Below are 25,243 nucleotides of genomic sequence, written 5' to 3' on the forward strand. Positions count from 1 at the left end.
GGATCCAGGGGGAGCAGGGGATGAGCAAGGGGGATGCCATGGCTGCCTCACCGGGGCGTGCTGCGCCACCGGTGCCTGGCGCGCGTCTGCGTGCATGCCCTGCTTTCCGGGGTCGCCGTGTCCCGACCTCCGGCACGGATGCCACGTGGGCAGTGGGGCACCGGAAGCCCGCCTGGCCTGGGGCGGAGAACGTTTTCCGGACGAAGGACCCGAGGGGCAGCGTGGTCGGCGCTCTGATCGAGACCGGCGGCCTGGGTCGTGAATGACATGACTGCCCTGCAGATCGTGTTCTGGCTGAGCACCGTGCTGCTGCTGTACGTCTTTGCGGGGTATCCGCTGTGGGTGATGGCCATGGCCCGCTGGCGCCCACGCCCGATCCGCCGCGAGGCGATGACTCCTTCGGTGACGGTTGTTTTCGCGGTGCACGATGGCGCCGCGCAGCTGCCCGCACGGCTGGCGAACCTTGCCTCCCTGGACTATCCACCCGAGCTGCTGGAGATCGTCGTCGCCTGCGATGGCTGCACCGATGATTCGGCCGCACGCTGCCGCCAGTGGGGTGATTCGCGGGTGCGGGTTCTCGAGTTCCCGCAGCGCCGCGGCAAGGCCGCTTGCCTCAATGACGCCGTCGCCATCGCGCGGGGCGACATCTTGCTGATGATCGACGTGCGGCAGCGGCTTGCGCCGGACGCGCTGCGCCAGCTGGTGGCCAACCTCGCCGACCCGTCGATTGGCGTGGCCGGCGGCGCGTTGTGCTTCGAGGATCCGGCGACGGGCTTCGCCTGCAGCGTGGATGCCTACTGGCGCTACGAGACCTTGATTCGCCGCTGCGAGAGTCTTTCCGATTCCACGGTGGGTGTCAGTGGTGCCCTCTACGCCATCCGGCGCGCGCTGTTCCAGCCGCTGCCCGATGGCACGGTGCTCGACGACGTGCTGGTGCCCATGCGCGCGGCCCGAACCGGAGCGCGGGTCATCTTCGAACCGCGCGCGCAGGCATGGGATTGCCCGTCCGATCAGCCGGCACAGGAGCAGCGGCGGAAGATCCGCACGCTCTCGGGCAACTACCAGCTGCTTCAGCTCGCGCCGTGGCTCCTGTCGCCGCGCCAGAACCGGCTGTGGTTCCGGTTCGTCAGCCACAAGCTGCTGCGCCTGCTGGCGCCCTGGCTGCTGCTGGCCCAGGCATGCAGTTCGGCGGCGCTTGCAAGAGATCATCTGCTCTGCGCCGTGGCGTTCGCGGGTTTGCTGCTGGCAGCCACGCTGGTGCTGCTGGCGCGACTTTGGCCAGGGGCGGGCCGCTGGCTGCCGGTGCGGGTGAGTGTCGGGTTCTTCTATCTGAATCTTTACGCCGGGTGGGCCCTGGTCACTTTCCTGCGCCAGCGGCGGCTGCACCTGTGGTGACGGCATGTCACGCCTGCGAAAGCGCCCGGGCGCCGGGCCAGTCCGTGCTGGATGAGCGCCGCTCAACCGCGGCGGCGACGCTGGTTCCTTCCGTGCAAGCGAACCCATGCTCCCGCTGATCCTCTTCTACCTCGTGCTAACCATCATCCGGCCACAGGATTACCTGGCCGGACTGGCGTCTGTTCCCCTATTGCCGCTGGTGCTGGTGCTGGCGCTGGTGACCTGGCTGGGCTCGCGCCACAAGACCTTTGCCGCGCCGCACTTCTACCTGCTGCCGGTGTTCCTGCTGGCCCTGATGATGTCCGAGATCGCCAACCACTGGATTGGCGGTGCCATCGAGCAGTTCTCCGATTTCTCCACGGTGGTGGTGGCGTTCTTCATCCTTGCAACAGCAACGTCGGTGGGTCGGCGGGAGCTAAGGCTGGCGCTGGGCGTGCTCGTGCTGTGCGCCTGCGTGCTTGCCCTGCACGGCGTCGACCAGACGCGCTACGGCGTGGGCTGGACCGGCATGACGCTCTCCGAGGGAGGTCGCATCCAGTACGTCGGCATCTTCAACGATCCAAATGATTTGGGATTGCTGTTCGTCACGGCCCTGCCGATGGCGATCTACCTGCGCAGCCTGTCCGGCTTCTTGATGCGGCAGTTCTGGCTGGCCGGTGCCGGGCTGCTGGTCTACGGCATCTACCTGACCAATTCACGCGGCGCGATGCTGGCGCTGCTGGTGGAGGGAGGCGTCTACGTCTGGATGCGGCGCGGCATGATCACCGCCGGCGTGCTTGGCGTCATCGGGCTGAGCGTAATGAAGCTACTTTCCTCGCGCATGCAGGAACTGGATGCCGACGAGGACTCCGCGATGGGCCGTGTCGACGCATGGTACGAGGGTCTGCACATGTTCACCTCGCACCCGCTGTTCGGCGTGGGTGCGGGCAATTTCACCGACTACAACTACCTCACCGCCCACAACTCGTTCGTGCTGGTGCTGGCGGAGACCGGATTGTTCGGTTACATCACGTGGCTGGCTTTCGTGGGCTACAGCTTCTGGCTGATGCTGGCGATCGTCCGCCATCAGCCGCCGGGCACTGCCGACGCCATCGTCGTGGCGGACGCGAAGGCAGAGAAGGCACTGGCCACCACGCTGCTGCTGTCGCTGTGCGGGATGTTTGCGGCGGCCTTCTTCCTCAGTCGCAGTTACACCATCATTCTCTACCTCGTCATCGCCGTCGTGGTGGGTCAGTACGTGGGCGCGCGCAAGCGGCTGCCCGGCTTGCGCGCCGTCAGTCTCGCGGCGTCGTGGTGGGTATGGATCCCCGCGGCGCTGGGGTCGATCGTGTTCTTCTTCCTTCTCGTGGCGGTCCTTTTGCACAGCGCATGAACAATCGTCGACTCACCTTGCGCAATACCGCCCTTGCCTCGATCGGCATCTACGTCGAGTACTTCCTTGGCATGGTGGCGGCGATCCTCATCGCCCGCCACCTGGGACCGGCGAGCTACGGCATCTACAGCCTGTTCATCTGGTTCGCCGCAATCGGGATCGTGCTGACCAACTCGGGCATCACCACCGGCGTGATCAAGTTCATCGCGGAGTTCCGCGGCGCCGAACGGCCCGAGCTGATCTGGCCGCTGCTGCGCCAGATGCGGACGGCACAGACATGGCACATGGCCCTGGTGGTCATCGTTGGTTCGATTCTGCTGCTGCTCGCCCGGCCCCACTGGATCGACGCGCCGGGCGCGGGCGAATTCGCGCTCCTGATGTTCGGCGTCGTCATGCGCGGGCCCTACATGTTCAACGTCGCCGTCGCCAAGGGTTTCGAAGCCTTCGACGCCACGGCACGTATCTCGGTGTTTGCCGCACCGGTCAATCTTGCGCTGGTCATTGCCGCCATCCTGCTCAAGGGGACGGTGCTTTGGTTCCTGATCGTGTACGCGACCTCCAGCGCCTTGTTCCTGCTGGCATCGCACCTGCAAGTGCGTCGACTGCTTGCCGGCCTTCCCGCGGCGGCCTCGCTCTCGCTAGAACAGAAGCAGCGCATCCGGCGGCACCTGCGCATCGTGTCGGTGACCATCGTGGTCAATTTCTTCATCGCCAGCGACGTGGAGATCCTGTTCCTGAACCTGGATGCCACCTCGGCCGCGGCGGGCTTCTTCAAGGTCGCCTATCAGCTCGCCACCGGCATGGTGCTGCTGGTGCCGGGCGTCTTCGGTGCGGTGCTGCTTCCGATGATGTCGAAGGCGCTGAGCCAGAGCCGGGAGCTGGCCGGCCGCCGGTTTGCCGCCGTCACCACCTATTTGCTGCTGCTGTGCGCGCCGGTGGCGGTGTTTGGCATCTGCTTCGCCGGGCCGGTCATTGAACTGCTCTATGGCCACGCCTATGCCGAGGCCGCGCCCGTGTTCGCGCTGATCATCCTCGCCTGTGCCATCAGCACGACCAACCAGGGCGCGGTCAGCCTGCTGGTGAGTGCCGACAGGCAGCAGACCGTCTTGCTGATGACGGTGATTTTCGGCGTGCTCAAGCTTTCGCTGGACGCATCGCTGATCCATCGCTTCGGCCTGCACGGTGCGGTCGCCGCGGTATTGACCGTATCGATCCTGAGCAGCACGGCGTATATCGGCGCGGGCATTCGCGTGGGGCGCGTCTCGATGGAATGGCGCCGCCTGTTCGCGATCCTGGTCGCGTCGCTGCTTACGGCGACGATCGCGCTTCCGGTCCTGCTGCTGCATCTGCCGACGCTGCTGACGGTGTTCCTCGGGGGGCTCGTCGTTGCCTTGGTGTTCGCTGTGGCAACGCTCTGCCTGCCTTGCTGGAGCGCCGCGGACATCGAGCAGTTGCAGGAGCTGCATGCCCGCTTCGCACGCAGTCGTCCGCGCCCGCTGTCCCGGCTGCTGCGCCATGCCGGCAACCGCGCCGAGAAATGGTCATGACCGCACCCCCGATCTCGCGACTGTACGAGCAGCTGTTTCGCCGGGCGCTGTTCCCCGCCTACGAAAGCGGGCTGCGTCGGCGGCGGACGCTGGACTGGCTCGCCGACTACGAGCGCGATCAGTGGCTCGACCCGGAGCAGATCGCGGCCTTGCAGTGGCGGCGGCTCAAGGACCTGATCGGCCATTGCCACCGCGAGGTGCCGTACTACCAGCGGACCTGGAAGGCACTCGGCATCGCTCCCGAAGAGATTCGCACGCTGGACGACTACGCCCGCCTGCCACGGTTGAGCAAGGCCGACATCCGCGAAAACTTCGATGACCTCAAGGCGATGTCGCACCGCGACAGCCTGATCTACAAGTCCACCGGCGGTTCCACCGGTGAGCCCATGCGCTTCGGCTGCAACCGGGAGAGCAACGATCGCCGCACCGCAGTGATGTGGCGCGGCTACGGCTGGGCCGGCTCGCGCATGGGTCGGCGCACGCTGTATCTGTGGGGTGGCGCGGTGGGCCAGCCCAGCCGTGCGCATCAGCTGAAAGACCGTCTCTACAACGCCGCCTTTGCGCGCCACATGCTCAACAGCTTCGCCATGAGCGAGACCAACCTGGCCGACTACGCCAGGGCGATCGACCGCTACCGGCCGGACATCATCGTCGGCTACGTCGGGCCCCTGGTGAAGCTGGCCCGCTGGATGATCGACACCGGGCGCCGGGTGTCGAGCCCGCACGCGATCATCGGTGCCGCCGAAGCGCTGCACGAGTTTCAGCGCGAACTCATCGAGCAGGCGTTCGGCTGTCCGGTGTTCAACACCTATGGCTGCCGCGAGTTCATGTTGATTGCCGCCGAGTGCGAGCAGCGCAACGGCCTGCACGTGAACGCCGACCACCTGCTGGTCGAACTGGGCGCGCCGCTGGCAGAGAACGGCCCCGGCGAGGTGGTGGTCACCGACCTGTTCAATTACGGCATGCCGTTGCTGCGCTACGCCAACGGCGACGCTGCCACGCCGTCGCAGCGCGCCTGCGGCTGCGGACGGGGCCTGCCGCTGATCAGTCGCGTGGACGGTCGCGTGCTCGATGCCATCCGCACGCCGGACGGGCACGTGCTGCCGGGGGAATTCTTCCCCCACATGCTCAAGGACGTGCCCGGCGTGGAGCGATTCCAGCTGGTGCAGCGCCAGCTCGATGCGCTGGATCTCTCCATTGTGCGCGGTGCGCAGTTCAACGAGGCCTCGCTCGCCTACATCCGCCGCGAGGTGGCCAAGGTGCTGGGAGCCAGCGTGACGCTGCGCTGCCACTTCGTGGACGACATCGCACTGACGCCCAGCGGAAAGCTGCGCGTCACGGTGTCGGAGTTGAGTTCCGCGGGCACTGCAGGGGAACGGCCGTGAAGATCTCCCACGTGGTCGAGAACCTCAATCGCGGCGGGCTGGAGCGGATGGTGCTCGACCTGGTTGCGCTGCAGTCTGCCCAGGGCCACCAGGTGCAGGTGATCTGCGTGTTCGAGCCCGGTGCCCTGGCCGGCGAGCTCGAGGCGCTCGGCGTGACGCTGGTGGCCTGCGGCAAGCGACGCGGCCCGGACCTGCGTGCGCTGCGGCGCTTGCGCCGCGCGGTGAAAATCCATGGCACCGAGGTAATGCACACGCACAATGCATCGGCCCACTACCAGGCGGTGCTGGCGACCTTCGGCCTGCGCGTGCCGCGGGTGATCAACACCCGGCACGGCATGGGGGCCGGTACGCCGTCCGCACGCCGCGACCGGCTGTACCGACTGGCCCTGGGCGGCACCGACGTGGTCGCCACGGTGTGTGACGCGGCGCGCCGCGACGCACTGTCGCGCCGGCTGGTGCCACCGACCCGCAGCACGGTGGTGCCCAACGGCATCCGCATCGAGTTGTTCACGCCGGCCTCTGCCGGTCGTCGCGCCGCACTTCGACGCGCCTTGGGCGTGGCCGACGACATCCGCGTGGTGGGGACCGTCGGCCGGCTCAACTGGGCGAAGGACCAGCGCAACCTCATCAGTGCGTTTGCGCAGGTGCACCGGCGTGACCCGCGTACCGCGCTCGTGCTGGCGGGGAAGGGCGAGCTGCTGTTCATGCTGCGGGCGCATGCGAAGGCAGAGGGCGTAGCGGCCGCCGTGTACTTCCTCGGTGACCGCAACGACGTGCGCGAACTGCTGCAAGGCATGGATGTCTTCGTGCTGTCCTCGGTCAGCGAGGGCTACTCGATGGCCCTGCTCGAGGCGGCGGCGAGCGGTCTTCCGATGGTGGCCACGGATGTCGGCGGCACCCGCGAGATCGTGCGAGACGGCGAGACCGGGCGGCTGGTGCCTGCGGGCGATCCGGAAGCGCTGGCCTCGGCAATCAGTTCCTTGCTGGAAGATCCCGATACCGCGGGCCGGCTGGCCCGGGGCGCGCTGGACTGGGTGCGCGTGAACGGCTCGCTGGCCACCATGGCCTCGCGCTACGAATCCCTGTATCGCCCGCTGGAACCGGTCTGATGCGCCTGCTGATCCTCACCAATCTTTTCCCGACACGTTGGGATCCGCTGCGCGGGGCGTTCAACCGACAGCAGTTCGAGCGGTTGGGCGCCGAACACGACGTCTCGGTGATCACGGCGGTGCCGTTGCCTGAGCGGCTTCGGCCGCCCGTTGCCCAGGCGAGCCCGGCAGTGGTCGGCCTGGCGACGGACGAGTTCGTCTTCGTCTATCCGCCACGGGTCGGCCGCTCGCTGCACGCGCTGTTCTGGCGAATCTGCCTGTGGCTGCAGAAGGGGCGACGCCTGCGCCGCGAACGCTACGACTGCCTGCTGGTGAGCTGGGCCTATCCCGATGCCGCCGCCGCGGGTGCGTGGGCGCGCCGGCGCGGTCTTCCGTACGTGGTGAAAGTGCACGGCAGCGACCTCAATGTGCAGGCCGAGGATCCCGCCCGGCGGCGGCAGATCCGCAAGGCGCTCCTCGGCGCGAAGGCGGTGGTGGCGGTGAGTCGTGCACTGGCGGACAAGGCGATTGCGATCGGCGCGGATCCGCAGCGTGTGCACGTCATCTACAACGGCGTGGACGGCGGTCGCTTCTCGCCGGGTCCGCAGTGCGAAGCGCGCGCACGGTTGAAGCTCCCGCCGATCCCCGGTCCGCTGTGGCTGTTCGTGGGAAATCTCAAGGACACCAAGGGCTGCATGGATCTGCTCGAGGCCTTCGCGGCGGCGCGCGTGCGCCAGCCCAAGGCCCATCTGGTCTTCGTCGGTGCGGGGCCGTGCGGGTCCGCCTTGCAGGCGCGGGCGCAGGCGCTTGGCTGCGCCACATCGGTGCAACTGGTAGGTGCGGTAGCGCACGGGGAGCTGGCCGACTGGTTTCGCGCCGCCGATGTCTTTTGCCTTCCCAGCCACAACGAAGGCGTACCCAATGTGGTGCTGGAGTCGATGGCCTGCGGCGTGCCGGTGGTGGCGACGCGGGTGGGCGGGATCCCCGAGGTGGTGCCCGAGCACGCTGGCATCCTGGTGACGCCGCAGGACATCCCGGGCATCGCCGACGCGCTCGTCCAGGCGAGCCAGCGACCGTGGGACACTGCCAGAATCGCCTCGCATGCCCGCGGATTCTGCTGGCAGGCCAACATCGCCCAGCTCTGCGCCGTACTCGAAAACGCGGTCAACTCGTCCACGCCTGCCGGCAATCTCCCGTCATGAAGTACGCGCCGAAGAAGCACCATCTGCTGGGCCTGCTGCCCGATGCGTGGGTGCAGACGCATGGCCCGCGTTCGGGCGCATGCCGCTATCTCACCTTCGATGACGGCCCCCACCCGGAGCACACGCCGCAGCTGCTTGATCTGCTGCGCCGTCATGGCCTGCGCGCGAGTTTTTTCGTGGTGGGCCAGCGGGTGGAGCGCCACCCGGATATCGCCAGGCGCATCGTGGACGAGGGCCATCTGCTGGGTAATCACTCCCACTGCCACACGCAGTTCGGCCAGATGGATCTGGCGACGCAGGTGAGCGAGATCGCGCAAGCCGATCGCGTATTGCAGGGGGTAGACGGATGCCCACGGCACCGTGTGCGCACGCCGCAAGGCCACCTGTCGTGGTCACTGCTGCGGCACTTCGCGCGCGAGCGGCGCAGCGTGGCCTACTGGTGTTACGACAGCCTCGACTACCGCGCCAGCGACGCCGCCACGCTGGTGGAGCGACTTGGCCACCAACCGCCGCGGGCCGGCGACATCGTGTTGATGCATGACGACAGCCAGCACGCCGTGGACGCGCTCGAACAGTTGCTGCCGCAATGGCTCGCCGCCGGCTGGACCTTCGATGCGCTCGCCCAGGATCGTGCATGAACATCATCTATCACCACCGAACCCGCGGCCGCGACGTGGAAGGCGTGCACATCCGCGGCATCGTCGATGCACTGCGCGGGCTGGGCCATCGCGTGGGCATCGTCTCGTTTCCGGGCGCGGACCCGGAGCAGGCGCCGGCCGAATCCGGCGCGGCGCCGAAGGGCCGCAGCCGGGTAGGCGCCGCGTTGGCCAGGATGCCCGGCGTGCTGTTCGAGCTGGCGGAGCTCGGCTACAACCTGATGACCTGGGTGCGCATGGGCAAGGTGATCCGCACCCAGAAGCCGGACATGATCTACGAGCGCTATTCGCTGTTCCTGTTCGCCACGATCTGGCTGGCGCGCAGGCGGCGCATCCCGATCGTGCTGGAGGTCAACGATTCGGCGCTGGTGGAGCGCGTTCGACCCTTGCACATGAAGGCGCTGGCGCGTCGCATCGAACGCTGGTGCATGCTCAACTGCACCGGGCTGGTGTTCATCTCCAGCTATTTCCGCGACCAGGCAGTGGCCGCCTACGGCACGATTGCGCCGTCGGTGATCTCACCCAACGCGGCCGACATCGCGCATTTCGATCCGGCACGCTTTGATCGCGCCGCCCTGCGCAGGCAGCGGGGACTGGAGGGCCGCGTGGCCTGCGGCTTCATCGGCTCGTTCGCACGCTGGCACGGGGTGGATGGCTTCGTGCGGGCGATTGCGCCGCAGTTGCACCAGGCGCCGCAGCTGACGTTGGTGCTGGTGGGCGATGGCGTGACCCTGCCGGAGGTGCGTGCGCTGGTCGAGCAGGCGGGGCTCTCGACGCAGGTGCACCTGCCCGGCCGAGTTCCCCACAAGGACATCGCCAGCTGGGTGGCTTGCATGGACTACGCCGTGCTTCCCGATTCCAACCACTACGGATCACCGATGAAGCTGTTCGAATTCATGGCCATGGGCGTGGCCATGGTCGCGCCCGACTACGCGCCGGTGGCCGAGGTGGTCGACGACGGTGCCACCGGCTGGCTGTTCGAGCGGCGCAACACGCAGGCGTGCATCGACCGGCTGCTCGCGCTGGCGGGTGAGCCGGAACAGCGCGAGCGGGTCGGGCGCGCGGCGCGCGACTACATCGTGCGCGAGCGCCAGTGGCGCAACAACGCCGAGCAGCTGCTCACGCTCGCCGCGGCCGGAGCACGCGCATGATCACCTGGATGCTCGCGGTGGCCGGCATCGGCATGTTGCTGGCGTTGGTCGTGTTGGCCTGGGCGGTGCGCGCGCGGCACATGCACATCTGGCTCGGCAGCTACCTGCGGCGTCGCCAACCGAAGCCTGCGAGCGGGCCGGTCCACGTGATGTTCTGCTTCGTCGATCACTTCGAGCCGGCGTGGGGGAAGGTGGATCTTCCGACCCAGCGCGCGCGCGTGGATCGCTGGTGCGTCGATTACCGGAAGATGGCCAGCGCCCACCGCGATGCCGATGGGCGGGCACCGCAGCACAGCTTCTTCTATCCCGAAGAGGAGTATCTGGAAGAGCACCTGGACAAGATCGCCAGCCTTTGCGCGGACGGCTTCGGCGAAATAGAGATCCACCTGCACCACGACGACGACACCCCGGAAAACTTCCGCAAAACCATCGGTGGCTTCAACCGCCTGCTGCACGAGCGGCACGGTGCGCTTTCGCGGGATCCGGACACCGGCGAGCTGGCGTTCGGCTTCATCCATGGCAACTGGAGCCTGGACAATTCACGCGGCGACGGGCGCTGGTGCGGCATCAACAACGAGTTGATCCTGCTGCGCGAGCTCGGCTGCTATGCCGACTTCACCTTGCCCTCGGCGCCCAGCGACACCCAGACCGCGATGGTCAACGCGATCTACTACGCCACGGATGATCCGCACCGTCCCAAATCGCACAACACCGGCGAACCGGTGCGCGTGGGAGGAACGCCCAGCGGTGACCTGATGATCGTGCAGGGGCCGCTGGGCCTGAACTGGCGCGACCGTCGCTTCGGCGTCATCCCGCGGATCGAGAATTCGGACGTGCGGCGCGCCTGCCCGCCCACCCGCGAACGCATCGACCACTGGGTGCGCACGGGAATCCACGTCGAGGGCCGGCCGGAATGGGTCTTCGTGAAGGTGCATACGCACGGCACCCAGGAGCGCGACATGGACACGCTGCTGGGCACGCCGGCCGACGCCATGCACAGCTACCTGGAGAGTGCCTACAACGACGGCCAGCGCCACGTGCTGCATTACGTCACCGCGCGCGAGGTCTACAACATCATCAAGGCGGCGGAGGCGGGCAAGTCGGGTGATCCGAACGCGTATCGGGATTTCAGGCTGCCGCGGCCGAAGTCATCCGCGGCGGTTTAGGCAGGGGGAAGGGCGTCGGTGCCAGCCGGGAGCCGCTGTTGGGCCGTTTCCCGGGCGGGGCCGGCTTTCATGTGCAGGCATCTGGGGCCGTGATCGGTTCAATCTATGTCACTGGTAAGCGTGATCGTTCCCACCTTCAACCGCGCCTACTGCCTGCCCAGGACGCTGGACAGCGCGCTGGCGCAGACGCACGGTGAGCTCGAGGTGCTGGTCGTCGACGACGGTTCCACCGACGACACGCGCCAGCTCATCGCAACCCGATATGCGGACGATCCGCGCGTCAGGTACCTGTATCAGGAGAACAGGGGCGTCGCCGCGGCGCGCAATCTCGGCCTTGCACAGGCCCGCGGCGACTTCGTCGCGCTGCTCGATTCGGACGACATCTGGCAGCCGTGGAAGCTCGAGTTGCAGTTGCGCTGCCTGCAGCAGTTTCCCGAACTCGGCATGGTGTGGACCGACATGGAAGCGATCGATCCCTCCGGCAAGGTCTTCAGCGCCGCCTATATCCGCACCATGTACAGCGCCTATGCGTTGTTCGCCAAGGGCCAGCTGTTCACGCAGACGGCGCCGCTGCGGGAAGTGGCACCTGACCTGCTCGGGGTTGTCGGCGACGCGCAGTTGCGCATGGGCATGATCTTCTCGCAGATGATCATGGGTAGCCTCGTGCATACCTCCACCGTGCTTTTGCGGAGACAGCGGCTGGAGCAGGTAAAGGCATTTGACGAGACGCTGCGTTTTTCAGGCGAGGACTACGATTTCCACCTGCGCACATGCCGCTACGGGCCCGTCGGCTTTATCGATCTGCCGGCCATCCAGTACCAGCGCGGCATGCCGGACCGGCTCACCCGCGACGAATATCGTATCCACACCGCGACCAACTTCCTGCGCACGATCTCGCCGTTTATCGAGGGCGCCCGCGACGAAATCCACCTGCCACGCACCATGGTCGACAGCGCGCTGGCCGATGCCCATCTGTGGATCGCCGAGCTGCGTTTCGAGGCCGGCGAAATTCCTGCGGCCCGGCATCATCTTTGGTTGAGCGTCCGGCACCGTCGCGGACAGGGGCGCGCGTGGATGCTGTGGCTGGCCTGCTTTCTCCCCAGCCGGCTCAGGTCCTGGCTGAAGCATCGTTATCAGGCGATCAAGCTGCCCCTGCGGCGAAGGCACGGGCATCCATGAAAGGACTGTTACCGTCGGCCACATCCGGTGAATCGTTGCGCCGCGCACCCGATGCGCCCGGTGCACGGGTCCCTCTCGTATGACCGATGGACTCACCACGCGCGTCGTCGAGGACGAGACGGACTGGGATGCATTGCGCGGGCCGTGGGACGCGCTTTATCGGTCCAGCCCGCGGGCGTCCACGCCGCTGGACTTCCAATGGCTGCGCTGCTGGTGGGAGGTCTATGGCCCCGCGTACGGCCTTGGCGGCCTTCGCATCATCACGCTGTGGCGCGGCGAGACCCTGGCTGCCGTGCTGCCGCTTTATGTAGACGGTGGAAAGGGCGCCGCGATGGCAGTGCGCTGCTTGCGGTTTCTTTCAACGGGAGAAGCGGAATACGAAGAGACGTGTCCGGACTACCTTGATCTCCTGCATCTTCCGGGTGAGGGCGCCGCGTGCGCCGAGGCAGCGTGGGCAGCGGTCAACGGCCTGAGCTGGGATACGCTGGAGCTTCTCGACCTGCCGGGCGACTCGCCGCTGCGATATGCCGGGAATGCGCCGCCAGGCATGAAGGTGGCATCGCGTGGCGTCTGTCCCGTCGCGAACCTCGAAGGGGGGTTCGAGGCCTACCTGCAGCAGCTCTCCTACAAGACGCGCAAGCGCGCGCGGCAGGAAATCCGCAAGGTGGAGCAGGCCGGCGCGCAAATGCAACTGGCCACCCCCGATGAATCGGCCGCCTATTTCGAGGACCTGGTGCGCTTGCATCAGGCGAGGTGGACATCCGAAGGAAAAGCCGGGTGTTTTGCGGCGCCCCGCTTTACCGAGTTCAACCGCCGCCTGATCGACGCTTGGTCGGGAACCGGGCGGGTCGTGCTCGCACGCCTGGCATTGGCCAACGAGGCCTACGTGGTGCTCTACGGCTTCGTCACCGGGGCGAAGTTCGACCTCTACCAGACGGGTGTGGGCACGGTCGAAGGAACAGCGATCTACAGCCCGGGGACGGTTTCCAACTTGTTGCTGATGGGCGCACTGGCCGATCGCGGGGTGGTGCGTTACGACTTCCTGCGCGGCGAGAGTGCCTACAAGAAATCGTTGACGAGCGAGGGGTGCGAGCTGATCAGCTTGCATTGCTTTCGTGGCAGTGTGCGCACCATGGTCGATTGCCTGGTGCGCTTTATCCGGCGCGCAGTTCGGAAGGTGCTGCGAGTGATGACGCGCCGCTGAGGAGGGGGATCGCGATGAAAAAGGATGTGGCATCGAAGTGGCTCGATCGAACCGGGATGCGTCAGCTCGCGCGGCGCATGCTGCCCTGGTCGGGCCTGGTCGCCTTGAACTACCACCGCATCGGCGATGCGGCCGCCTCGCCTTACGATCGCGGGCTGTGGAGTGCGAGCGCGGAGGCTTTCAGCGAGCAGCTTCGCTTTCTCAAGCGGGAAATGGATGTCATCAGCCCGGCCGACCTGCCCGAGGTGGTGAAGGGCGGACGGGGGCGGTACGCCATGGTGACCTTCGATGATGGATATCGGGACAACTACGAGGTCGCGTTTCCTATCCTGACGCGCGAGTCTCTTCCGGCGACCTTCTTTGTCTCCACCGGCTACATCGATACGCCCAGCTTGCCCTGGTGGGACGAGATTGCGTGGATGGTGCGAACCGGCGCCACCGGTCCGCTTCGGCTCGATCCATGGATCGAGAAGCCGGTGGCGTTCGACGAGCCGGATCGCGAAGGCGCCATTCGCACGCTTCTGCGAACGTACAAGGCCATTGCATCGCAGCGAACGGAAGCGTTTCTCGAGGCCATTGCTGCCGCAGCTGGCACAGGGCGGGCGCCTGCCGGCGAGGGCCGCGCGCTCTGGATGAACTGGGACATGCTCCGCGAGATGAAGGCTGCCGGGATGACCATAGGTGGCCACACCGTGACGCACCCGGTGCTGTCGCGCATGACGGACGAGGGCCAGCGCAGCGAGATCCAGACCTGCGCTGGCCGTCTGGCCGAGGAGCTGGGAGAACCGACGCGCTGCTTCAGTTATCCGGTGGGGAGTCTTGCCGCATTCGACGGGACGACCCGCGAGCTGCTGCGGAAGGCGGGGATGGACTGTGCCTTCAGCTATTACGGGGGCTACAGGACGTTCGATGACTGGGATGATCTCGATATCCGACGTGTTGCCATCGAGCCGGAAATCGGTGGCTGCTGGTTCCGCTCCATCCTCAGCCTGCCGCGGATCTTCGCCTGACGGAGGACGATACGAGGCGCAAGCGGACAATGGGCCTTTGCAACCGGGGACCCGCTGTCGCTTCGCTACGGCGCCAACAGATTTCGCATGGGGAGCAGCTTCTTGGCCTCTGGGTCGGTGTATCCGAATACGCCCAGCGAACAGCTCTCGCCGCTCGATGCCCGGGCCGCTCGCGGGCAGCGGCCGGAGCTCGCGCTCCACTCCATCGCATGGGGCACGTCGAGCAGGTACTCAGCGAGCGTAGGCAACCCCGACGTAGATCAGGTTTTCATGAAAGCCCCGGCCCACGGCGTTGCTGCTGCGCGTCTGCTGGCTGAGACTGGTACGCCAGCTCCAATGCGCGTTGACCTGGCGGGTCAGGGTCAGCAGAACCTGACGGGTGCGGTCCTTTCGATCGAGCGTCTGATAGGTGCGCCGCTCGGTCTCGTAATAGGCGGACAGCGTCAGCGTCGGTTGCAGGCGATAGTCGATGCCCACGCTGCCACCGCGCGCCGTCTGGTTGAAGGTCGGGTCTTCCGAGTACTCCAGCTTCGAATTGCGCGCCGCCAGAGTGAGCAGCAGTCGCTCGGTGCGAAATGCATAGTTGAGCTCCGCGCGACGCTCTTCGTAAACCTGCGCGCTCACCACGGCGTTGCCCGCGTTGGTGCCTCCGTTGATGCCGCCGACGGTGGCGCCGGAACTTCCGCTGATGTTCTGCGCTGGTTGCCGCATCAAGCCCTGCGCTGCGTCCGAATACTGGCGCGAGCCGGTGACGCCCAGGGTCGTGCGCTCGGTGGCGTGCCAGTTGACGATCAGGCGTGCCAACGGGCTGGACGCTTTCCGCGACGCGGCGCGGTCGAGCGAAACCTGGGAATAGCCCAACGCCACGTCCAGGTCGACGTGGTTGAGCTTGCTGACATAGCGCGCGTACGCCTCGCTGCCGTTGTAGTCGGCGTTGCCCTGCAGTGGCTCGGAGAAGGTCACGCGCCGGGTTTCGACATTCAATGAAAGCTGGTCGGTCGCGTTGAGGCTCTTGAGGATGCGCAGCGCCGCCTGGCCGCGCTGGGAATTGAAGCTCTTGGTCTTCTGCGCGTAGCTGTTGATATAGCGGAGCTCCCCTTCGCCGGAGAGGGTTTCGCCGAGGCGGAAATGCAGGGTTGGTCCAAGCGAGTAGACGTTGGTCTGCTGCAGGTTTTCCGGGGCGTTGCTGGCCAGCGTGTCCACCGGCTGTACGCTGGCAAAGTCCTCCGCGGTCAGGTCCAGCCGGCCCGGCAGCATCACCCAGTTCACGTGGCCGGCGAGCGAGCTCTGGGTCTGGTCGGTGTAGTCGCCGCCCAGGTAACGGCGGTAGTGGATGTCGCCGGCAATGTTGGCCTGCACGGTGGCACCATTCTGCAACAGCGAGAAGTTGAACCCCGGCAGGAGCGAGCTTTCACCCTTGGCGTTGTCGCTGCTTAACCGGATATTGTCGCTGTGCTCCACGCCGCTGTATAGCGTGTAGTCGATCTCCGTGGCCCTGGCGGCCAGCGTGGCGAGCGCCAGCAGGATCGCGCTGACGAGCCTGGTCGAGCTGAACATGGTCGTTCCCCTGATGCATCGCACCTTCTGGTGGTGCCCCTGATACGTCGGTATCCAGCATTCCGTTTGCGCGCCGCAAGCGGCGTCCAGTCCACGCAGATCCACTCGACACAGGTGCGCTCAGGGGCGCCTGTCTCAAGGCGCGTGATTGAAGATGACGCCGGCCAGCTTCGCCGAATCGAACTTCGCGGCGGCCTGTGAGATCGACTTGGCCGTGTCGCGCCCGTAGCCGGCGACAAGCACGACGAAGTCCGCCAGGTCGGCCAGGATGCGTGCATCCGGCGCATCCTTGGCCGCGGGGCCGTCGAGGAAGATGTAGCGGTCGTCGTAGCGACTGCGCAGCGAGTCGATGACCGCGCGCATCCGGAACGAGGAGAAGTACTCGCCGACATTCTCACGTGCCGTACCGACAGGAATCAGGCGCACGTGGGGAATCACGGTCGGGTAGATCACCGACTTGATGCCGCGGGAGGGTTGCTCGAGGAAGTCGATCAGGCCGCCTTGGGAATCATCCACCCCCAGCACCTTGTGCTGCTCGGGATAACGCAGATTGCAGTCGATCAGCAGGCTGGTCTTGGCCTGGTCGAACGCGAACGCCGCAGCCAGGTTGCGGGCGACGAAACTGCTGCCCGAGCGCGGGCTGACCGCGACCACCAGGGTGATGAAGTTCTGCAGGCCTGCCAATTCGAGCAGGCGCGTGCGGATTTCCCGGAACACGTCGGCCTGGCTGCGCGCGGACTGCTCCGGATGGATCAGGCGGCGCTCTTCCAGCTGCCTGGGGACCAGCGTGCGCGTCTCGGTCATGAGCGCGATGGACTGGCTGCTGGACGTTCGCTGCGGCAGATGCGCATCGATCGACAGCTCGTTCAGCTCGACGAAGTCCGCGTCGCCCGGTTCCTGCGGGTGACTGGTCATGGCGCACCCCTCATGTTGATCCATACCGAGAGCATGTAAGCCAGCACCACGCCAACCGCAACCGCACCGAGCAGCCCGTTGCGCACGCGTTGGCGTCGCAGATCCATCGGCGTGGGAAAGTAGGGCACGACGGCGAGCACGCCCAGCCCGGTCAGTCGCTCCAGCTCCTCGCCCGAACGCAGGCGTGGATCGAAGTGGACCAGCGCGAACGCCAGGGCCAGCGGCACCGCCAGTGCCAGCACGAACCCCGCGAGGGCGAAATGCAGGAAGCGCAGGCCGGAAGGATTCAGCGGCAACACGGCCGGATCCTGCACCACGAAGGTGAGGCCCTGCTGGGTGGCATCGAGGTTCATCGACACACGGGCATTCTCGCGGCGCTTGAGCAGGTCCTGGTAGACGTCGCGGTTGACGTCGTAGTCGCGCGTGAGCTCCGCCGTGACGTTTTCCGACCCGGCAATGCGCTTGGCGCGATCGAGCTCGGCGTTGAGCATGGACTCGCTGGCGTTCATGCGCGCGTTGCTTGCCGCGATGTCCGCCTGCAGCGCGGACAGTTGGCTCTTCATCTGCTGATACAACGGGTTGAACTGCGCGTTGCCATCGATGGCGACAGCCGCACCACCCGCCCGGGCCTGCTGCTTGCTTGCCGCGGCGCGGTCGAGCTGGCTCTTCAGGTCAGCGATCTGGTGGCGAATGCGAACCACGTCGGGGTATTCGTTGGTGTAGGTCAGCAGCAGCTTGTCCAGCTGGGCCTGCAGGTCGGCCATCTGGGCGCGGTATACGCCTTCCGTGGTCTGCACCGCGGTGACCTCGGATTCACCCGACAGCTGGGCCTTCAGCGAAGCCTCCTGCGAGCGCTTTTCCATCAGGTCCATGCGGGCGTTTTCCACCTGCGAACGGAGCTCGCCAATGCGCGCGTTGGTGCTGGCATCGCTGCCGGGCCGCGCGTCGATGTTCTCTTCGCGGTACTTCTTGATGTTGTTTTCCGCCGCGGTGAGCTTCTGGCGATACGCCTCCACCTGGCTGTCGATGAACTCGTAGGCGTCGCGGCTCTCGCGCTGCTTCGACGCCAGGCTCTCGCTGATGAACAGCTTGCCGAACTCGCTGGTGACCGTGAATGCGCGCTGCGGGTCACTGTCGTGGTAGCTGATGGTGATCAGGTTGCCATGGGAAATGTTGACCGTGGTGCGCGACTTGATCCCGTCGATGATGCGGTTCTGCTCCGCCGGGCTGGGATGCTCGGCGAGCCAGCCGCCGCGGTTGAGCACCCGGTTCATCACGTCGCGGCTGAAGATCACGTCGCGCGCGATACCTGCCCGATTCTTGGTGCCGGTGGCCGCCGCCGCGCCCTCCATCAGCGGCGTGATGATGCTGCTGTCCTGCGCGAGGATCGTGGTCGATGCGTCGTAGCGCTTGGGCCACGCCAGCCCCAGCGCCAACGCGCACAGCGCGATCACCGCGAAAATGAGAATGATGGCGGTGAGGCGTCGCCGCGCCTCGGTCAGAAGTACCGGCAGCAAGGCCAGCAAGGATGATTGGTTTTCAGTCATGACGTCCCCTCACGTCCGTGTTCGACGACTCAGAAAGATCGCTGCGGCACGGTGATGACGTCGCCCGGCTCAACCGGGTAGTTCGTGCCCAGCTGGCCGTCCTGCAGGATGTGGCCAAGCTGCACGGAGTAGGACTTCGTCCCGGTGCTCGTCTTGCGATAGAGCTCGGTGCGGTCAGGCGCGGCGAACTCGGTGATGCCGCCGGAGGCGAGCACGGCATCGAGCACCGTCATGCCCTGGTGATAGGGGATGGAAACGGGCGAGCGCACGGCACCGGTGACGCGCACGCGCAGCAGGTACTCGTGACTGCGCAGCTCGGTGACGATTACCGCCACCTGGGGATCGCGGATGAACCCCTTCAGCTGCGTCTGGATGTCCGCGGAGACTTCGTCCGGCGTCTTGCCGCCGGCTTCCACGTCGCCGATCAGCGGTACCGTGATGCGGCCGTCGGGGCGGACCGGCACCTTCACGCTGAGGTCGGGGTTGTTCCATACCGAGACCTGCAAAAGGTCATCCACACCGATGTGATACACCGCCATCGCCTGCGCATTTGGATTGAACTCGGGCGCGGCGGAAGAACCTGGCGAGCTGGCGCATGCGCCAAGCAGCGAAACCAGCAGGGCCAGCAGGGCGGCCTGGTAGATCTTCATAAGTGTGGTCCATGTCACTTGACATTCCGGGGATGAGATATTAACCGCCAATTAAAACCTTCTCCACAAGGATTTTTCGTTGTCCGGGCCTTCGCCCGGGCCCGTGGCTGCGGGGAGGGCGCGCCGGCGGCGGCCTAGGCGCATGGCCCCCTTTGGGCGACCATAGGCCCATGCAAAGCCCCTTGAGCCCCTGTTCTACCGAGGCATCGACCCTCTGGCGCGTCTGCGTCGCCCCGATGATGGACTGGACCGATAGAACCTGAAAGGTCAGCCTTCATAGGCTTTGTGGACGGCAAGTTTCCGTCGTGTAGCACCTGTGTTGCACTAGTGCTAAGGGAAATGGGGCGTCGGAGATATCGCACCTACAGATACCCGCCTCGCGCTGAGGCAAACGCAGCACCGCCAGCTCGCCGCTACGGCGGCGGCTTCTGACCCTAAGCGGTCGCTCGTCACTATCCGCTTGTGACGGCCGATTCGGAGGTGGAGCAGCCGTTCATCTATTTGGTTGGTGGCGCCACCAACAGCAAAAAATCGGCACGTTGATCGGCTCCGTCGGGCGTCATCGCCATAGAGGGCCGTGAGTCTCCGCTGTCGGGACTGCTTCCGAGCGCGACAGATCAATGACTCGACGACGTTGATGCAAACAGAGCAGCCCGTTGAGGAATAGGCAGCGCGATGACACCTTTTTGTCAACGGGGTGAGGCAGCGGCGGCATTTCCGAGGCCGTGCGTTATCATACGTCCATCTCGCGAACGGGCTGCCCGCTTCCTTTTCTGTCAAGGCGCCATCTAAGGGTTTACAGATGTATCTCGAACCGGAACCCCGACTCGACGAAGCCTCGTTCCCCGTGCTCGAGCTCGAAGGCTCAAGACTAAATATCATCGGAAAATCGCGTGCAAGTCGTTTGCCGTGGCGAGGACAGTTCTCTCCACAGCTCATCGAGTATTTGCTCGAAAAAGTCTGCCCGGATGCTTCAGTAGTCCTTGACCCGTTCTGCGGAAGTGGAACAGTGTTGTTCGAGGCCGCCCAGCGAGGAAGTGTTGGAATAGGCTCCGAGGTTAACCCAGCAGCGTGGCACCTAGCTTCGCTTGCATCGTTGAGCGGCCAGCCAGTGGCAGAATTCGGTCGACTGAAGTCCGCCTTAACGAGCGCTAGTGCTAACCTCCTTTCTTCGAGTCAAGCGCCCGAGCGTGTCATAGATGCGGTGAAGGGTCTCGGTAGTGACCCGGCGCTCCAGAAATGCCTTACGGCAGCCATATTGCTTGGCATGGGTGACAAGCCCGACATAACGCACAATTCCCTCTCGCGCGGACTCTTATGTGTCGCAGGCATGCTTGACGAACTCAAGAGCTACGGCGGATCCGCAAAGTGTTTTCTCGGTGACGCACGCAGTTTGGCCGTCGACGCTGAAACGGTTGACGCGGTAATCACATCCCCCCCCTACATCAACGTTTTCAATTACCACCAGAATTATCGGCCGGCGGTGGAGTTACTAGGCTGGGACCCGCTGAAGGCAGCAAGCTCGGAGATAGGCGCCAATCGCAAACATCGCGGGAACAGATTTCTGACTGTCGTCCAATATTGCATGGATATGGCACAGGTTTTGAACGAATTAGCACGAGTATGTAAACAGGGAGCGCCTGTCGTTTTTGTTGTGGGAAGGCAGTCGAGCGTGCTGGGATGTTCGTTCCGAAATTCCCACCTCATTGAGAGTCTTATGAGGAAAAGTGCCGGCTATCAAGTCCTGCAAACCGAAGAGCGCGTGTTCAGCAATCGCTATGGGCAAGATATATACGAAGACGTGATAATCGCACGGCGCGTTGGCTGCAACCCCATTGCTCTCGACTGCGCGCGATTGCTCGGACAACAGGCCTTAGCTACTGCTTTGGATGGCGCACCTGAAAAGAGCGAGGAAGCGCTTCAAGCAGCGATAACGGGTATCAAGAAAGTACAGCCGTCGCCACTGTTGGCTTTCGAAGACACGCCGTACTAGGTCGTTCCAAGACACAACCGTAGAAAGGTCAGGCAATGCAAGTAATACATCCTGCAACGCACGGGGACAAGCTCGTCGCACTTAGCGCAAACAACAATCTTCCTGACCGAGACAAGGTTCGCGTCGATCTCGCGCTTCAACGTTACGGCGAGTGGATCGCAATTCTCCGAGAGGCTAAAGGCGAAGGCGACGCGCTGCTGGAAATATTCGTAGATGCGTTGAATTCGTACAAGCGGTTTATCGATTTGGATTTAATCTACGACGCTGATGATAATTTTCTCTATCGTCAAAACGGCCAACTAAAGCTATCAAACAGCGTCCTTGAGGAGTTCCTGCCATATCTGTTCGATGCACGGCTGGTGCCGGGCTTCAGCCGCCTGGGGAACATCGTTTGTGGACCGCACTCGTCATTTGCCGGACTTAGCTTTGGGTCTCCCTTCCTTGACCTTGGATCCCCGGGTGGCGTTTTTCTAAAGACAAAAGATCAAGACTTCTCGGTAGCGAAGACTCATCGGATAACCATCACGAACGACCCTGATGGCGGATCGGCATTCAGCAAGAAATTTTACGTTTCACACTTTGCGACCGAGATTAAAACCAATCTCGATAAGACTATGTTTCAAGAGGCATCGCAAACCTCGAACGAGTTGAAGCGAGCAGTGCCGGGTTCGAGATATGTACTGTTGTGCGAATATCTCGACATGACGCCCATAACGACGAAGCTAACCTCGATCGATGAGGTCATCGTGTTGCGCAAAGCAAAGCGCCTGGCTTCAAACGTCCGGAGTGATTTCAGCACCAGCCAAGGCAGGCAACGTGGGCGTGATGCATACATTCGTTTCTTAGACAGCAATCCGCTGCACTTAACTAGCTTTGCACGATTCATTGCGCACATAAACGAATGCTTCCCTGAAGTGGAAGATGACACCGTTGACACGGTACTTGGACGAGGCTACTTCTAGCTTCCGATTACTGCGGTGGACAAGCGGCCATGTGCGTCGAGTGTCTGCAAGAGGCCGAGTTGGCCCCACCGAGCATCCGGCAGGTTTCGAAGTGAACCTGCCGTTGGCCTTAAGGCTTCGTGGTTCCCGCGAATGGTAGCTATTGGCCGGGAGCGGTCGGACGGCAGGGCCGCGTAAAGTCCGCCGCAGGGGGAATCAGTGAAGCACGTGTTGCGTGCCCTGGGACGGAGGGGGCGCCCCACGTGCACCAGACCCACAGGTGTGGCAGAGCAAGTAGTACGACCGCGCGTCATCTTCTGGTGCTGACCGCATGACCTGGCGGATAACGAAGGGCGGCTTATATCCGACCTGACAGACGCGGACTCACGGCGGCTTCTGGCGGCAAGCAACGGCCCATGTCCAAGCTACCTCTGGTCAGGGGCTCGCGCAGGTACGCCTCAACCGGCCCAAAGTGCACGAGGCCGAAAAATATTTTTTCGCGAAAAGTGCGGTTTAGGCGCAAATTGGCCCCTAAAGAAATCAGTGGCTTAGGCGGCTTGATCGCCAAATATTTGTGCCAATAGATAATCATCTTTATAATGGAAAAAAGTAGAGTGATATATATATATCGGACAAAGAAAGTGCCTCTTGCCAAGGGCTTTTTTTGTTAGGCAATCTGCGTCCAACTTAGGTCTTGTTGGGCAAATGGTGCGCCATGGAAACTAGTGAAAGGTTGGTCGCTCGCTTTGGTGAGCTGATGACATATCCGCAGCTTGCGGAGCTACTGAAGCGCAGCGCAGTAGGCTTGCGGTACAGCTTGTCGAAACATGACTCAGCGTTCTCCAAGGAGCTGCTGACCGCGAGGGTGAAGCTCGGCCGACGTGTGTACTTCCGTACCGACGTCATTGCTTCGATTGTTGATCGAGCGTAGAGCTGGCCATGTCTGAACTGATTGTTGTTCGCAGATCACGGCCACAGAACTTCACTGTTCTCGACAATGCCGTTCTTCGAGATCGCAATTTAAGCTGGAAGGCGAAGGGGCTCTTTGGCTTTCTCTCCTCCTGCTCCAGCTCATATCGCCTGACTATCGCCCGCCTTGCAGAGCACTCCGGGGATGGGAGGGAGTCAACGATGTCAGCGGTCAGGGAGCTACAGCGTTGCGGCTACCTTCAAATCGAGCGTCTTCGAGGTACTGGCGGAAGATTCGTGAGTACAACCTGGATCATCAAGGATCCAGCGGATCTCACTCCCGAGGCTGCTCCATCACGGGTGCATGACGAGCAACAAGGTGCTCCGTCGTTGTCATCTGATAGTAGGTACGAGCAGCTCTCGCGGCCCATAGTTCGCGAACCGGGAAGCGACCAAGAACGGCATTCCCGTATTGTGGTGAGCGACCACAAATGGGATTTCCATATCGTGGATGGCGACCACAAGCGGGATCCCCGTATCGTGGATGGCGACCACGAACGGGAAAACCGGGTTCTGGTAACACCGTCCAGTACTACAGAAGAAACAGTACAAAACATAAGTACTACTACCAACAACGGCATCGCGGACGAATCAGCGTTCCACTTTCAAGACGGACTGCACAAGGCCGAGCGAGCCGAAATGTTGAAAGTGGTGCGGAGGTATTCACAGGAGCTCGGTCAGCAACTCCTCGATGAAGTCGCGGGCTATTCGGATGCCGAGATAAAAAACAGCCGAGTTGGCCTTCTGGCATCACTCGCTGGTAAAGCTGAGCGCGAGGAATTCAGATTCGCTAGGGGCGTGGCTGTTGCGAAGAGGCGTGAAGCCAAGCGTGCAGATGCGGCCCGACAAGCGGTTGCCGTGAAGCTGCGGCAAGAACAGAGGGCTCGAGCCTCTCAACCACCAAGCGCTGCCGTGCTCGCCCATATCGAGCGGGCGAGGGAGCTCATTGGGGGGCGCGCATGAATACGCTCTTTCTTCTCATGGCCGAGTATGGGACCGCTCAGATTCCACTGGGACGTTGCGCCCAACTCTTCGGCATGACGCCGGAGGAGGCAGCAAAGCGTGCTGGTCGTGCAGCTCTCCCGGTACCTGCGTTCCGAGTCGGGAGCCAGAAGTCGCCTTGGCTGGTTGATGCCACGCGGCTTGCGGCATACCTGGATGAGCGCAAGGCCCAAGCCGCAGCGGACTGGCGCCGCATCAACGCGGCCGGCGGACCACTTTGATACCGGAGTCGCTGTCTGTGGAGCACGATGATTTTTTCAGCGGCTGCTTGCTGCGGATTCCATGCGGGGCTTGCCCGACGGGCGCGCAACCGATCCAGTGCCAAGAGTTTTTTGCGGGGCCCGCAAAAAACTCCCAGGCGACTCCACAGCGGCAACCCGAATGTTCAGGTAGTGGAACATAAAGGAGTGGGATTCACTTTCGCGCGATCTGCGACGTAGCCGTTGCTATCGCTCAGCTGTAACGAATCCCAAAAAAGAACCCGTCGAATCTCAGGTGAAACCCGCTATGGCAACCTCACAAATCAGCGTTCGGCTCGACGACAGCATGTTGCAGAGGTTAGAAGCCCTGCTCGCAGAGCGCGGCGGAACGCGTGCGGCCGCGGTTCGCGAAGCTGTGCGCGATTGGTTACAGGAGGAGCGGCGCCGCGACGAGCAAGACCACCTAGAGGCCCGAATCGCTGGATCGCTAAGCCGAACCAGGAAAGAGATCAGCCTCGTGCGCAACGATGTGCACGTGCTGATGGCCTTCTTCGACAGGTTCGTGCGGTCCTACCTCGTTCACACGCCCCCGGTTCCTTCGGAAGCCATTGATGCGCAAGCAGCAACTGCAAGCGAGAGGTATCACAAGCTCATGCGGGACATACCCTCCGCGCTACAAAATGGCGAAGGTCTCGCCGCGCTCTGGTCGGTTGCGGAGTAGCGCCATTTTTGCGGAGCCCGCAAAAATGACTGGGCATCGGGTGCCTTCTCGCCATCACTGGAAGCACCTGGACTTACTACTTGCAGTTCGAAACCTGGGCTAGCGGCTGGTCGCGTACTTGGACCGAAGATGAAACTAAATTTGAAGAACGCCGAGGTCCGCCGGATGTTGGATTTGTACTGCAAGTACCTGGACCAAGAGGAAGGGTTGCGGGCGTCTATGGACGACATCGTCGAAGGTATCGTTTTGTATTTTCTGGACGAGCACCCGCAGTTCCGCGACTGGAATTTTCGGCGGCGGTCTCCAGACGGCGTGGTTAAAGCAAGGCCCTGAAGGCGGATATCCGTCAAGTCGTGATACAACGAGTCCTTGGTCGGCTAGAAGCTGGGCTGT

Annotated in this window: 22 protein-coding genes; 18 read left to right on the forward strand and 4 right to left on the reverse strand. The window is 63.8% G+C overall.

Annotated features, from left to right (window positions below; translation table 11 throughout):
• Window positions 1–267 precede the first annotated feature (267 nt).
• The 12 genes from VFG40_RS12000 to VFG40_RS12055 all read left to right on the forward strand — a co-directional run bounded on the left by VFG40_RS12000 (window position 268) and on the right by VFG40_RS12055 (window position 14,355).
• A complete protein-coding gene (locus VFG40_RS12000) occupies window positions 268–1,395 on the forward strand; it encodes a glycosyltransferase family 2 protein (protein ID WP_324897728.1) in 1,128 nt (375 codons plus the stop codon).
• Window positions 1,396–1,501: 106 nt separating this feature from the next.
• The gene (locus VFG40_RS12005) at window positions 1,502–2,767 is read left to right on the forward strand and encodes an O-antigen ligase family protein (protein ID WP_324897730.1); all 1,266 of its coding nucleotides are present in this window, start codon (window positions 1,502–1,504) and stop codon (window positions 2,765–2,767) included.
• Window positions 2,695–4,314 carry a flippase gene (locus tag VFG40_RS12010; protein ID WP_324897732.1) on the forward strand — a complete coding sequence of 540 codons (1,620 nt, stop codon included), beginning with the start codon at window positions 2,695–2,697 and terminating at the stop codon, window positions 4,312–4,314. The genes VFG40_RS12005 and VFG40_RS12010 overlap by 73 nt, the downstream gene beginning before the upstream one ends.
• On the forward strand, window positions 4,311–5,699 hold the full coding sequence (locus tag VFG40_RS12015; RefSeq protein ID WP_324897734.1) for a phenylacetate--CoA ligase family protein: 1,389 nt from the start codon (window positions 4,311–4,313) through the stop codon (window positions 5,697–5,699). The genes VFG40_RS12010 and VFG40_RS12015 overlap by 4 nt, the downstream gene beginning before the upstream one ends.
• On the forward strand, window positions 5,696–6,808 hold the full coding sequence (locus tag VFG40_RS12020; protein WP_324897736.1) for a glycosyltransferase: 1,113 nt from the start codon (window positions 5,696–5,698) through the stop codon (window positions 6,806–6,808). Before VFG40_RS12015 ends, VFG40_RS12020 begins: the two co-directional genes overlap by 4 nt.
• Entirely contained in the window at window positions 6,808–7,989 is a 1,182-nt protein-coding gene (locus tag VFG40_RS12025; protein WP_324897738.1) for a glycosyltransferase family 4 protein, read from the forward strand. Before VFG40_RS12020 ends, VFG40_RS12025 begins: the two co-directional genes overlap by 1 nt.
• Window positions 7,986–8,627 carry a polysaccharide deacetylase family protein gene (locus VFG40_RS12030; protein WP_324897740.1) on the forward strand — a complete coding sequence of 214 codons (642 nt, stop codon included), beginning with the start codon at window positions 7,986–7,988 and terminating at the stop codon, window positions 8,625–8,627. Before VFG40_RS12025 ends, VFG40_RS12030 begins: the two co-directional genes overlap by 4 nt.
• Window positions 8,624–9,796, forward strand: a complete 1,173-nt coding sequence (locus tag VFG40_RS12035; protein ID WP_324897742.1) for a glycosyltransferase family 4 protein — start codon at window positions 8,624–8,626, stop codon at window positions 9,794–9,796. The genes VFG40_RS12030 and VFG40_RS12035 overlap by 4 nt, the downstream gene beginning before the upstream one ends.
• A complete protein-coding gene (locus VFG40_RS12040) occupies window positions 9,793–10,962 on the forward strand; it encodes a hypothetical protein (RefSeq protein WP_324897744.1) in 1,170 nt (389 codons plus the stop codon). Before VFG40_RS12035 ends, VFG40_RS12040 begins: the two co-directional genes overlap by 4 nt.
• Before the next feature lie 105 nt (window positions 10,963–11,067).
• Window positions 11,068–12,141: a glycosyltransferase family 2 protein gene (locus VFG40_RS12045; protein ID WP_324897746.1), complete on the forward strand. Its 1,074-nt coding sequence runs from the start codon at window positions 11,068–11,070 to the stop codon at window positions 12,139–12,141.
• A gap of 79 nt (window positions 12,142–12,220) precedes the next feature.
• Window positions 12,221–13,345 carry a GNAT family N-acetyltransferase gene (locus VFG40_RS12050; protein WP_324897748.1) on the forward strand — a complete coding sequence of 375 codons (1,125 nt, stop codon included), beginning with the start codon at window positions 12,221–12,223 and terminating at the stop codon, window positions 13,343–13,345.
• Window positions 13,346–13,359: 14 nt separating this feature from the next.
• Window positions 13,360–14,355, forward strand: a complete 996-nt coding sequence (locus tag VFG40_RS12055) for a polysaccharide deacetylase family protein (protein ID WP_324897750.1) — start codon at window positions 13,360–13,362, stop codon at window positions 14,353–14,355.
• A 231-nt stretch (window positions 14,356–14,586) separates the two neighbouring features.
• On the opposite strand, the gene VFG40_RS12060 is transcribed toward VFG40_RS12055, so the two are convergent.
• The 4 genes from VFG40_RS12060 to VFG40_RS12075 all read right to left on the reverse strand — a co-directional run bounded on the left by VFG40_RS12060 (window position 14,587) and on the right by VFG40_RS12075 (window position 19,024).
• Window positions 14,587–15,912, reverse strand: coding sequence for an outer membrane beta-barrel protein (locus VFG40_RS12060; protein WP_324897752.1), 1,326 nt, complete (start codon window positions 15,910–15,912; stop codon window positions 14,587–14,589).
• A 135-nt stretch (window positions 15,913–16,047) separates the two neighbouring features.
• Window positions 16,048–16,827 (reverse strand): CpsD/CapB family tyrosine-protein kinase, encoded by a 780-nt coding sequence (locus VFG40_RS12065; RefSeq protein ID WP_324897754.1) that lies wholly within the window; start codon window positions 16,825–16,827, stop codon window positions 16,048–16,050.
• Window positions 16,824–18,374: an XrtA system polysaccharide chain length determinant gene (locus tag VFG40_RS12070; protein WP_324897756.1), complete on the reverse strand. Its 1,551-nt coding sequence runs from the start codon at window positions 18,372–18,374 to the stop codon at window positions 16,824–16,826. The genes VFG40_RS12065 and VFG40_RS12070 overlap by 4 nt, the downstream gene beginning before the upstream one ends.
• A 29-nt stretch (window positions 18,375–18,403) precedes the next feature.
• Complete coding sequence (locus VFG40_RS12075; RefSeq protein ID WP_324897758.1) at window positions 18,404–19,024, reverse strand: XrtA/PEP-CTERM system exopolysaccharide export protein; 621 nt, start codon at window positions 19,022–19,024, stop codon at window positions 18,404–18,406.
• A gap of 802 nt (window positions 19,025–19,826) precedes the next feature.
• Between VFG40_RS12075 and VFG40_RS12080 the strand changes: the two genes are divergently transcribed.
• The 6 genes from VFG40_RS12080 (at window position 19,827) to VFG40_RS12100 (ending at window position 25,183) form a co-directional block, all read left to right on the forward strand.
• A complete protein-coding gene (locus tag VFG40_RS12080) occupies window positions 19,827–21,017 on the forward strand; it encodes a DNA methyltransferase (protein WP_324897760.1) in 1,191 nt (396 codons plus the stop codon).
• A gap of 35 nt (window positions 21,018–21,052) precedes the next feature.
• Entirely contained in the window at window positions 21,053–21,979 is a 927-nt protein-coding gene (locus tag VFG40_RS12085; RefSeq protein ID WP_324897762.1) for a Bpu10I family restriction endonuclease, read from the forward strand.
• A gap of 918 nt (window positions 21,980–22,897) precedes the next feature.
• Window positions 22,898–23,890 (forward strand): hypothetical protein, encoded by a 993-nt coding sequence (locus tag VFG40_RS12090; RefSeq protein ID WP_324897764.1) that lies wholly within the window; start codon window positions 22,898–22,900, stop codon window positions 23,888–23,890.
• Window positions 23,887–24,150, forward strand: coding sequence for a pyocin activator PrtN family protein (locus VFG40_RS17850; RefSeq protein ID WP_377338447.1), 264 nt, complete (start codon window positions 23,887–23,889; stop codon window positions 24,148–24,150). The genes VFG40_RS12090 and VFG40_RS17850 overlap by 4 nt, the downstream gene beginning before the upstream one ends.
• A gap of 286 nt (window positions 24,151–24,436) precedes the next feature.
• Window positions 24,437–24,850: a CopG family ribbon-helix-helix protein gene (locus VFG40_RS12095; RefSeq protein ID WP_324897766.1), complete on the forward strand. Its 414-nt coding sequence runs from the start codon at window positions 24,437–24,439 to the stop codon at window positions 24,848–24,850.
• A 129-nt stretch (window positions 24,851–24,979) separates the two neighbouring features.
• Window positions 24,980–25,183, forward strand: coding sequence for a hypothetical protein (locus tag VFG40_RS12100; RefSeq protein WP_324897768.1), 204 nt, complete (start codon window positions 24,980–24,982; stop codon window positions 25,181–25,183).
• The last annotated feature ends 60 nt before the right edge of the window (window positions 25,184–25,243 follow it).

The sequence above is a fragment of the Dyella sp. genome, from assembly GCF_035685805.1.
Classification (GTDB): domain Bacteria; phylum Pseudomonadota; class Gammaproteobacteria; order Xanthomonadales; family Rhodanobacteraceae; genus Dyella_A.

Excerpts from the sequence above, each read along its gene's own strand:
- VFG40_RS12000 (WP_324897728.1), top strand. The coding sequence starts at position 268 with ATGACTGCCCTGCAGATCGTGTTCTGGCTGAGCACCGTGCTGCTGCTG.
- VFG40_RS12005 (WP_324897730.1), top strand. The coding sequence starts at position 1,502 with ATGCTCCCGCTGATCCTCTTCTACCTCGTGCTAACCATCATCCGGCCA.
- VFG40_RS12010 (WP_324897732.1), top strand. The coding sequence starts at position 2,695 with ATGGATCCCCGCGGCGCTGGGGTCGATCGTGTTCTTCTTCCTTCTCGT.
- VFG40_RS12015 (WP_324897734.1), top strand. The coding sequence starts at position 4,311 with ATGACCGCACCCCCGATCTCGCGACTGTACGAGCAGCTGTTTCGCCGG.
- VFG40_RS12025 (WP_324897738.1), top strand. The coding sequence starts at position 6,808 with ATGCGCCTGCTGATCCTCACCAATCTTTTCCCGACACGTTGGGATCCG.
- VFG40_RS12030 (WP_324897740.1), top strand. The coding sequence starts at position 7,986 with ATGAAGTACGCGCCGAAGAAGCACCATCTGCTGGGCCTGCTGCCCGAT.
- VFG40_RS12035 (WP_324897742.1), top strand. The coding sequence starts at position 8,624 with ATGAACATCATCTATCACCACCGAACCCGCGGCCGCGACGTGGAAGGC.
- VFG40_RS12040 (WP_324897744.1), top strand. The coding sequence starts at position 9,793 with ATGATCACCTGGATGCTCGCGGTGGCCGGCATCGGCATGTTGCTGGCG.
- VFG40_RS12045 (WP_324897746.1), top strand. The coding sequence starts at position 11,068 with ATGTCACTGGTAAGCGTGATCGTTCCCACCTTCAACCGCGCCTACTGC.
- VFG40_RS12050 (WP_324897748.1), top strand. The coding sequence starts at position 12,221 with ATGACCGATGGACTCACCACGCGCGTCGTCGAGGACGAGACGGACTGG.
- VFG40_RS12055 (WP_324897750.1), top strand. The coding sequence starts at position 13,360 with ATGAAAAAGGATGTGGCATCGAAGTGGCTCGATCGAACCGGGATGCGT.
- VFG40_RS12060 (WP_324897752.1), bottom strand. The coding sequence starts at position 15,912 with ATGTTCAGCTCGACCAGGCTCGTCAGCGCGATCCTGCTGGCGCTCGCC.
- VFG40_RS12065 (WP_324897754.1), bottom strand. The coding sequence starts at position 16,827 with ATGACCAGTCACCCGCAGGAACCGGGCGACGCGGACTTCGTCGAGCTG.
- VFG40_RS12070 (WP_324897756.1), bottom strand. The coding sequence starts at position 18,374 with ATGACTGAAAACCAATCATCCTTGCTGGCCTTGCTGCCGGTACTTCTG.
- VFG40_RS12075 (WP_324897758.1), bottom strand. The coding sequence starts at position 19,024 with ATGAAGATCTACCAGGCCGCCCTGCTGGCCCTGCTGGTTTCGCTGCTT.
- VFG40_RS12080 (WP_324897760.1), top strand. The coding sequence starts at position 19,827 with ATGTATCTCGAACCGGAACCCCGACTCGACGAAGCCTCGTTCCCCGTG.
- VFG40_RS12085 (WP_324897762.1), top strand. The coding sequence starts at position 21,053 with ATGCAAGTAATACATCCTGCAACGCACGGGGACAAGCTCGTCGCACTT.
- VFG40_RS12090 (WP_324897764.1), top strand. The coding sequence starts at position 22,898 with ATGTCTGAACTGATTGTTGTTCGCAGATCACGGCCACAGAACTTCACT.
- VFG40_RS17850 (WP_377338447.1), top strand. The coding sequence starts at position 23,887 with ATGAATACGCTCTTTCTTCTCATGGCCGAGTATGGGACCGCTCAGATT.
- VFG40_RS12095 (WP_324897766.1), top strand. The coding sequence starts at position 24,437 with ATGGCAACCTCACAAATCAGCGTTCGGCTCGACGACAGCATGTTGCAG.
- VFG40_RS12100 (WP_324897768.1), top strand. The coding sequence starts at position 24,980 with ATGAAACTAAATTTGAAGAACGCCGAGGTCCGCCGGATGTTGGATTTG.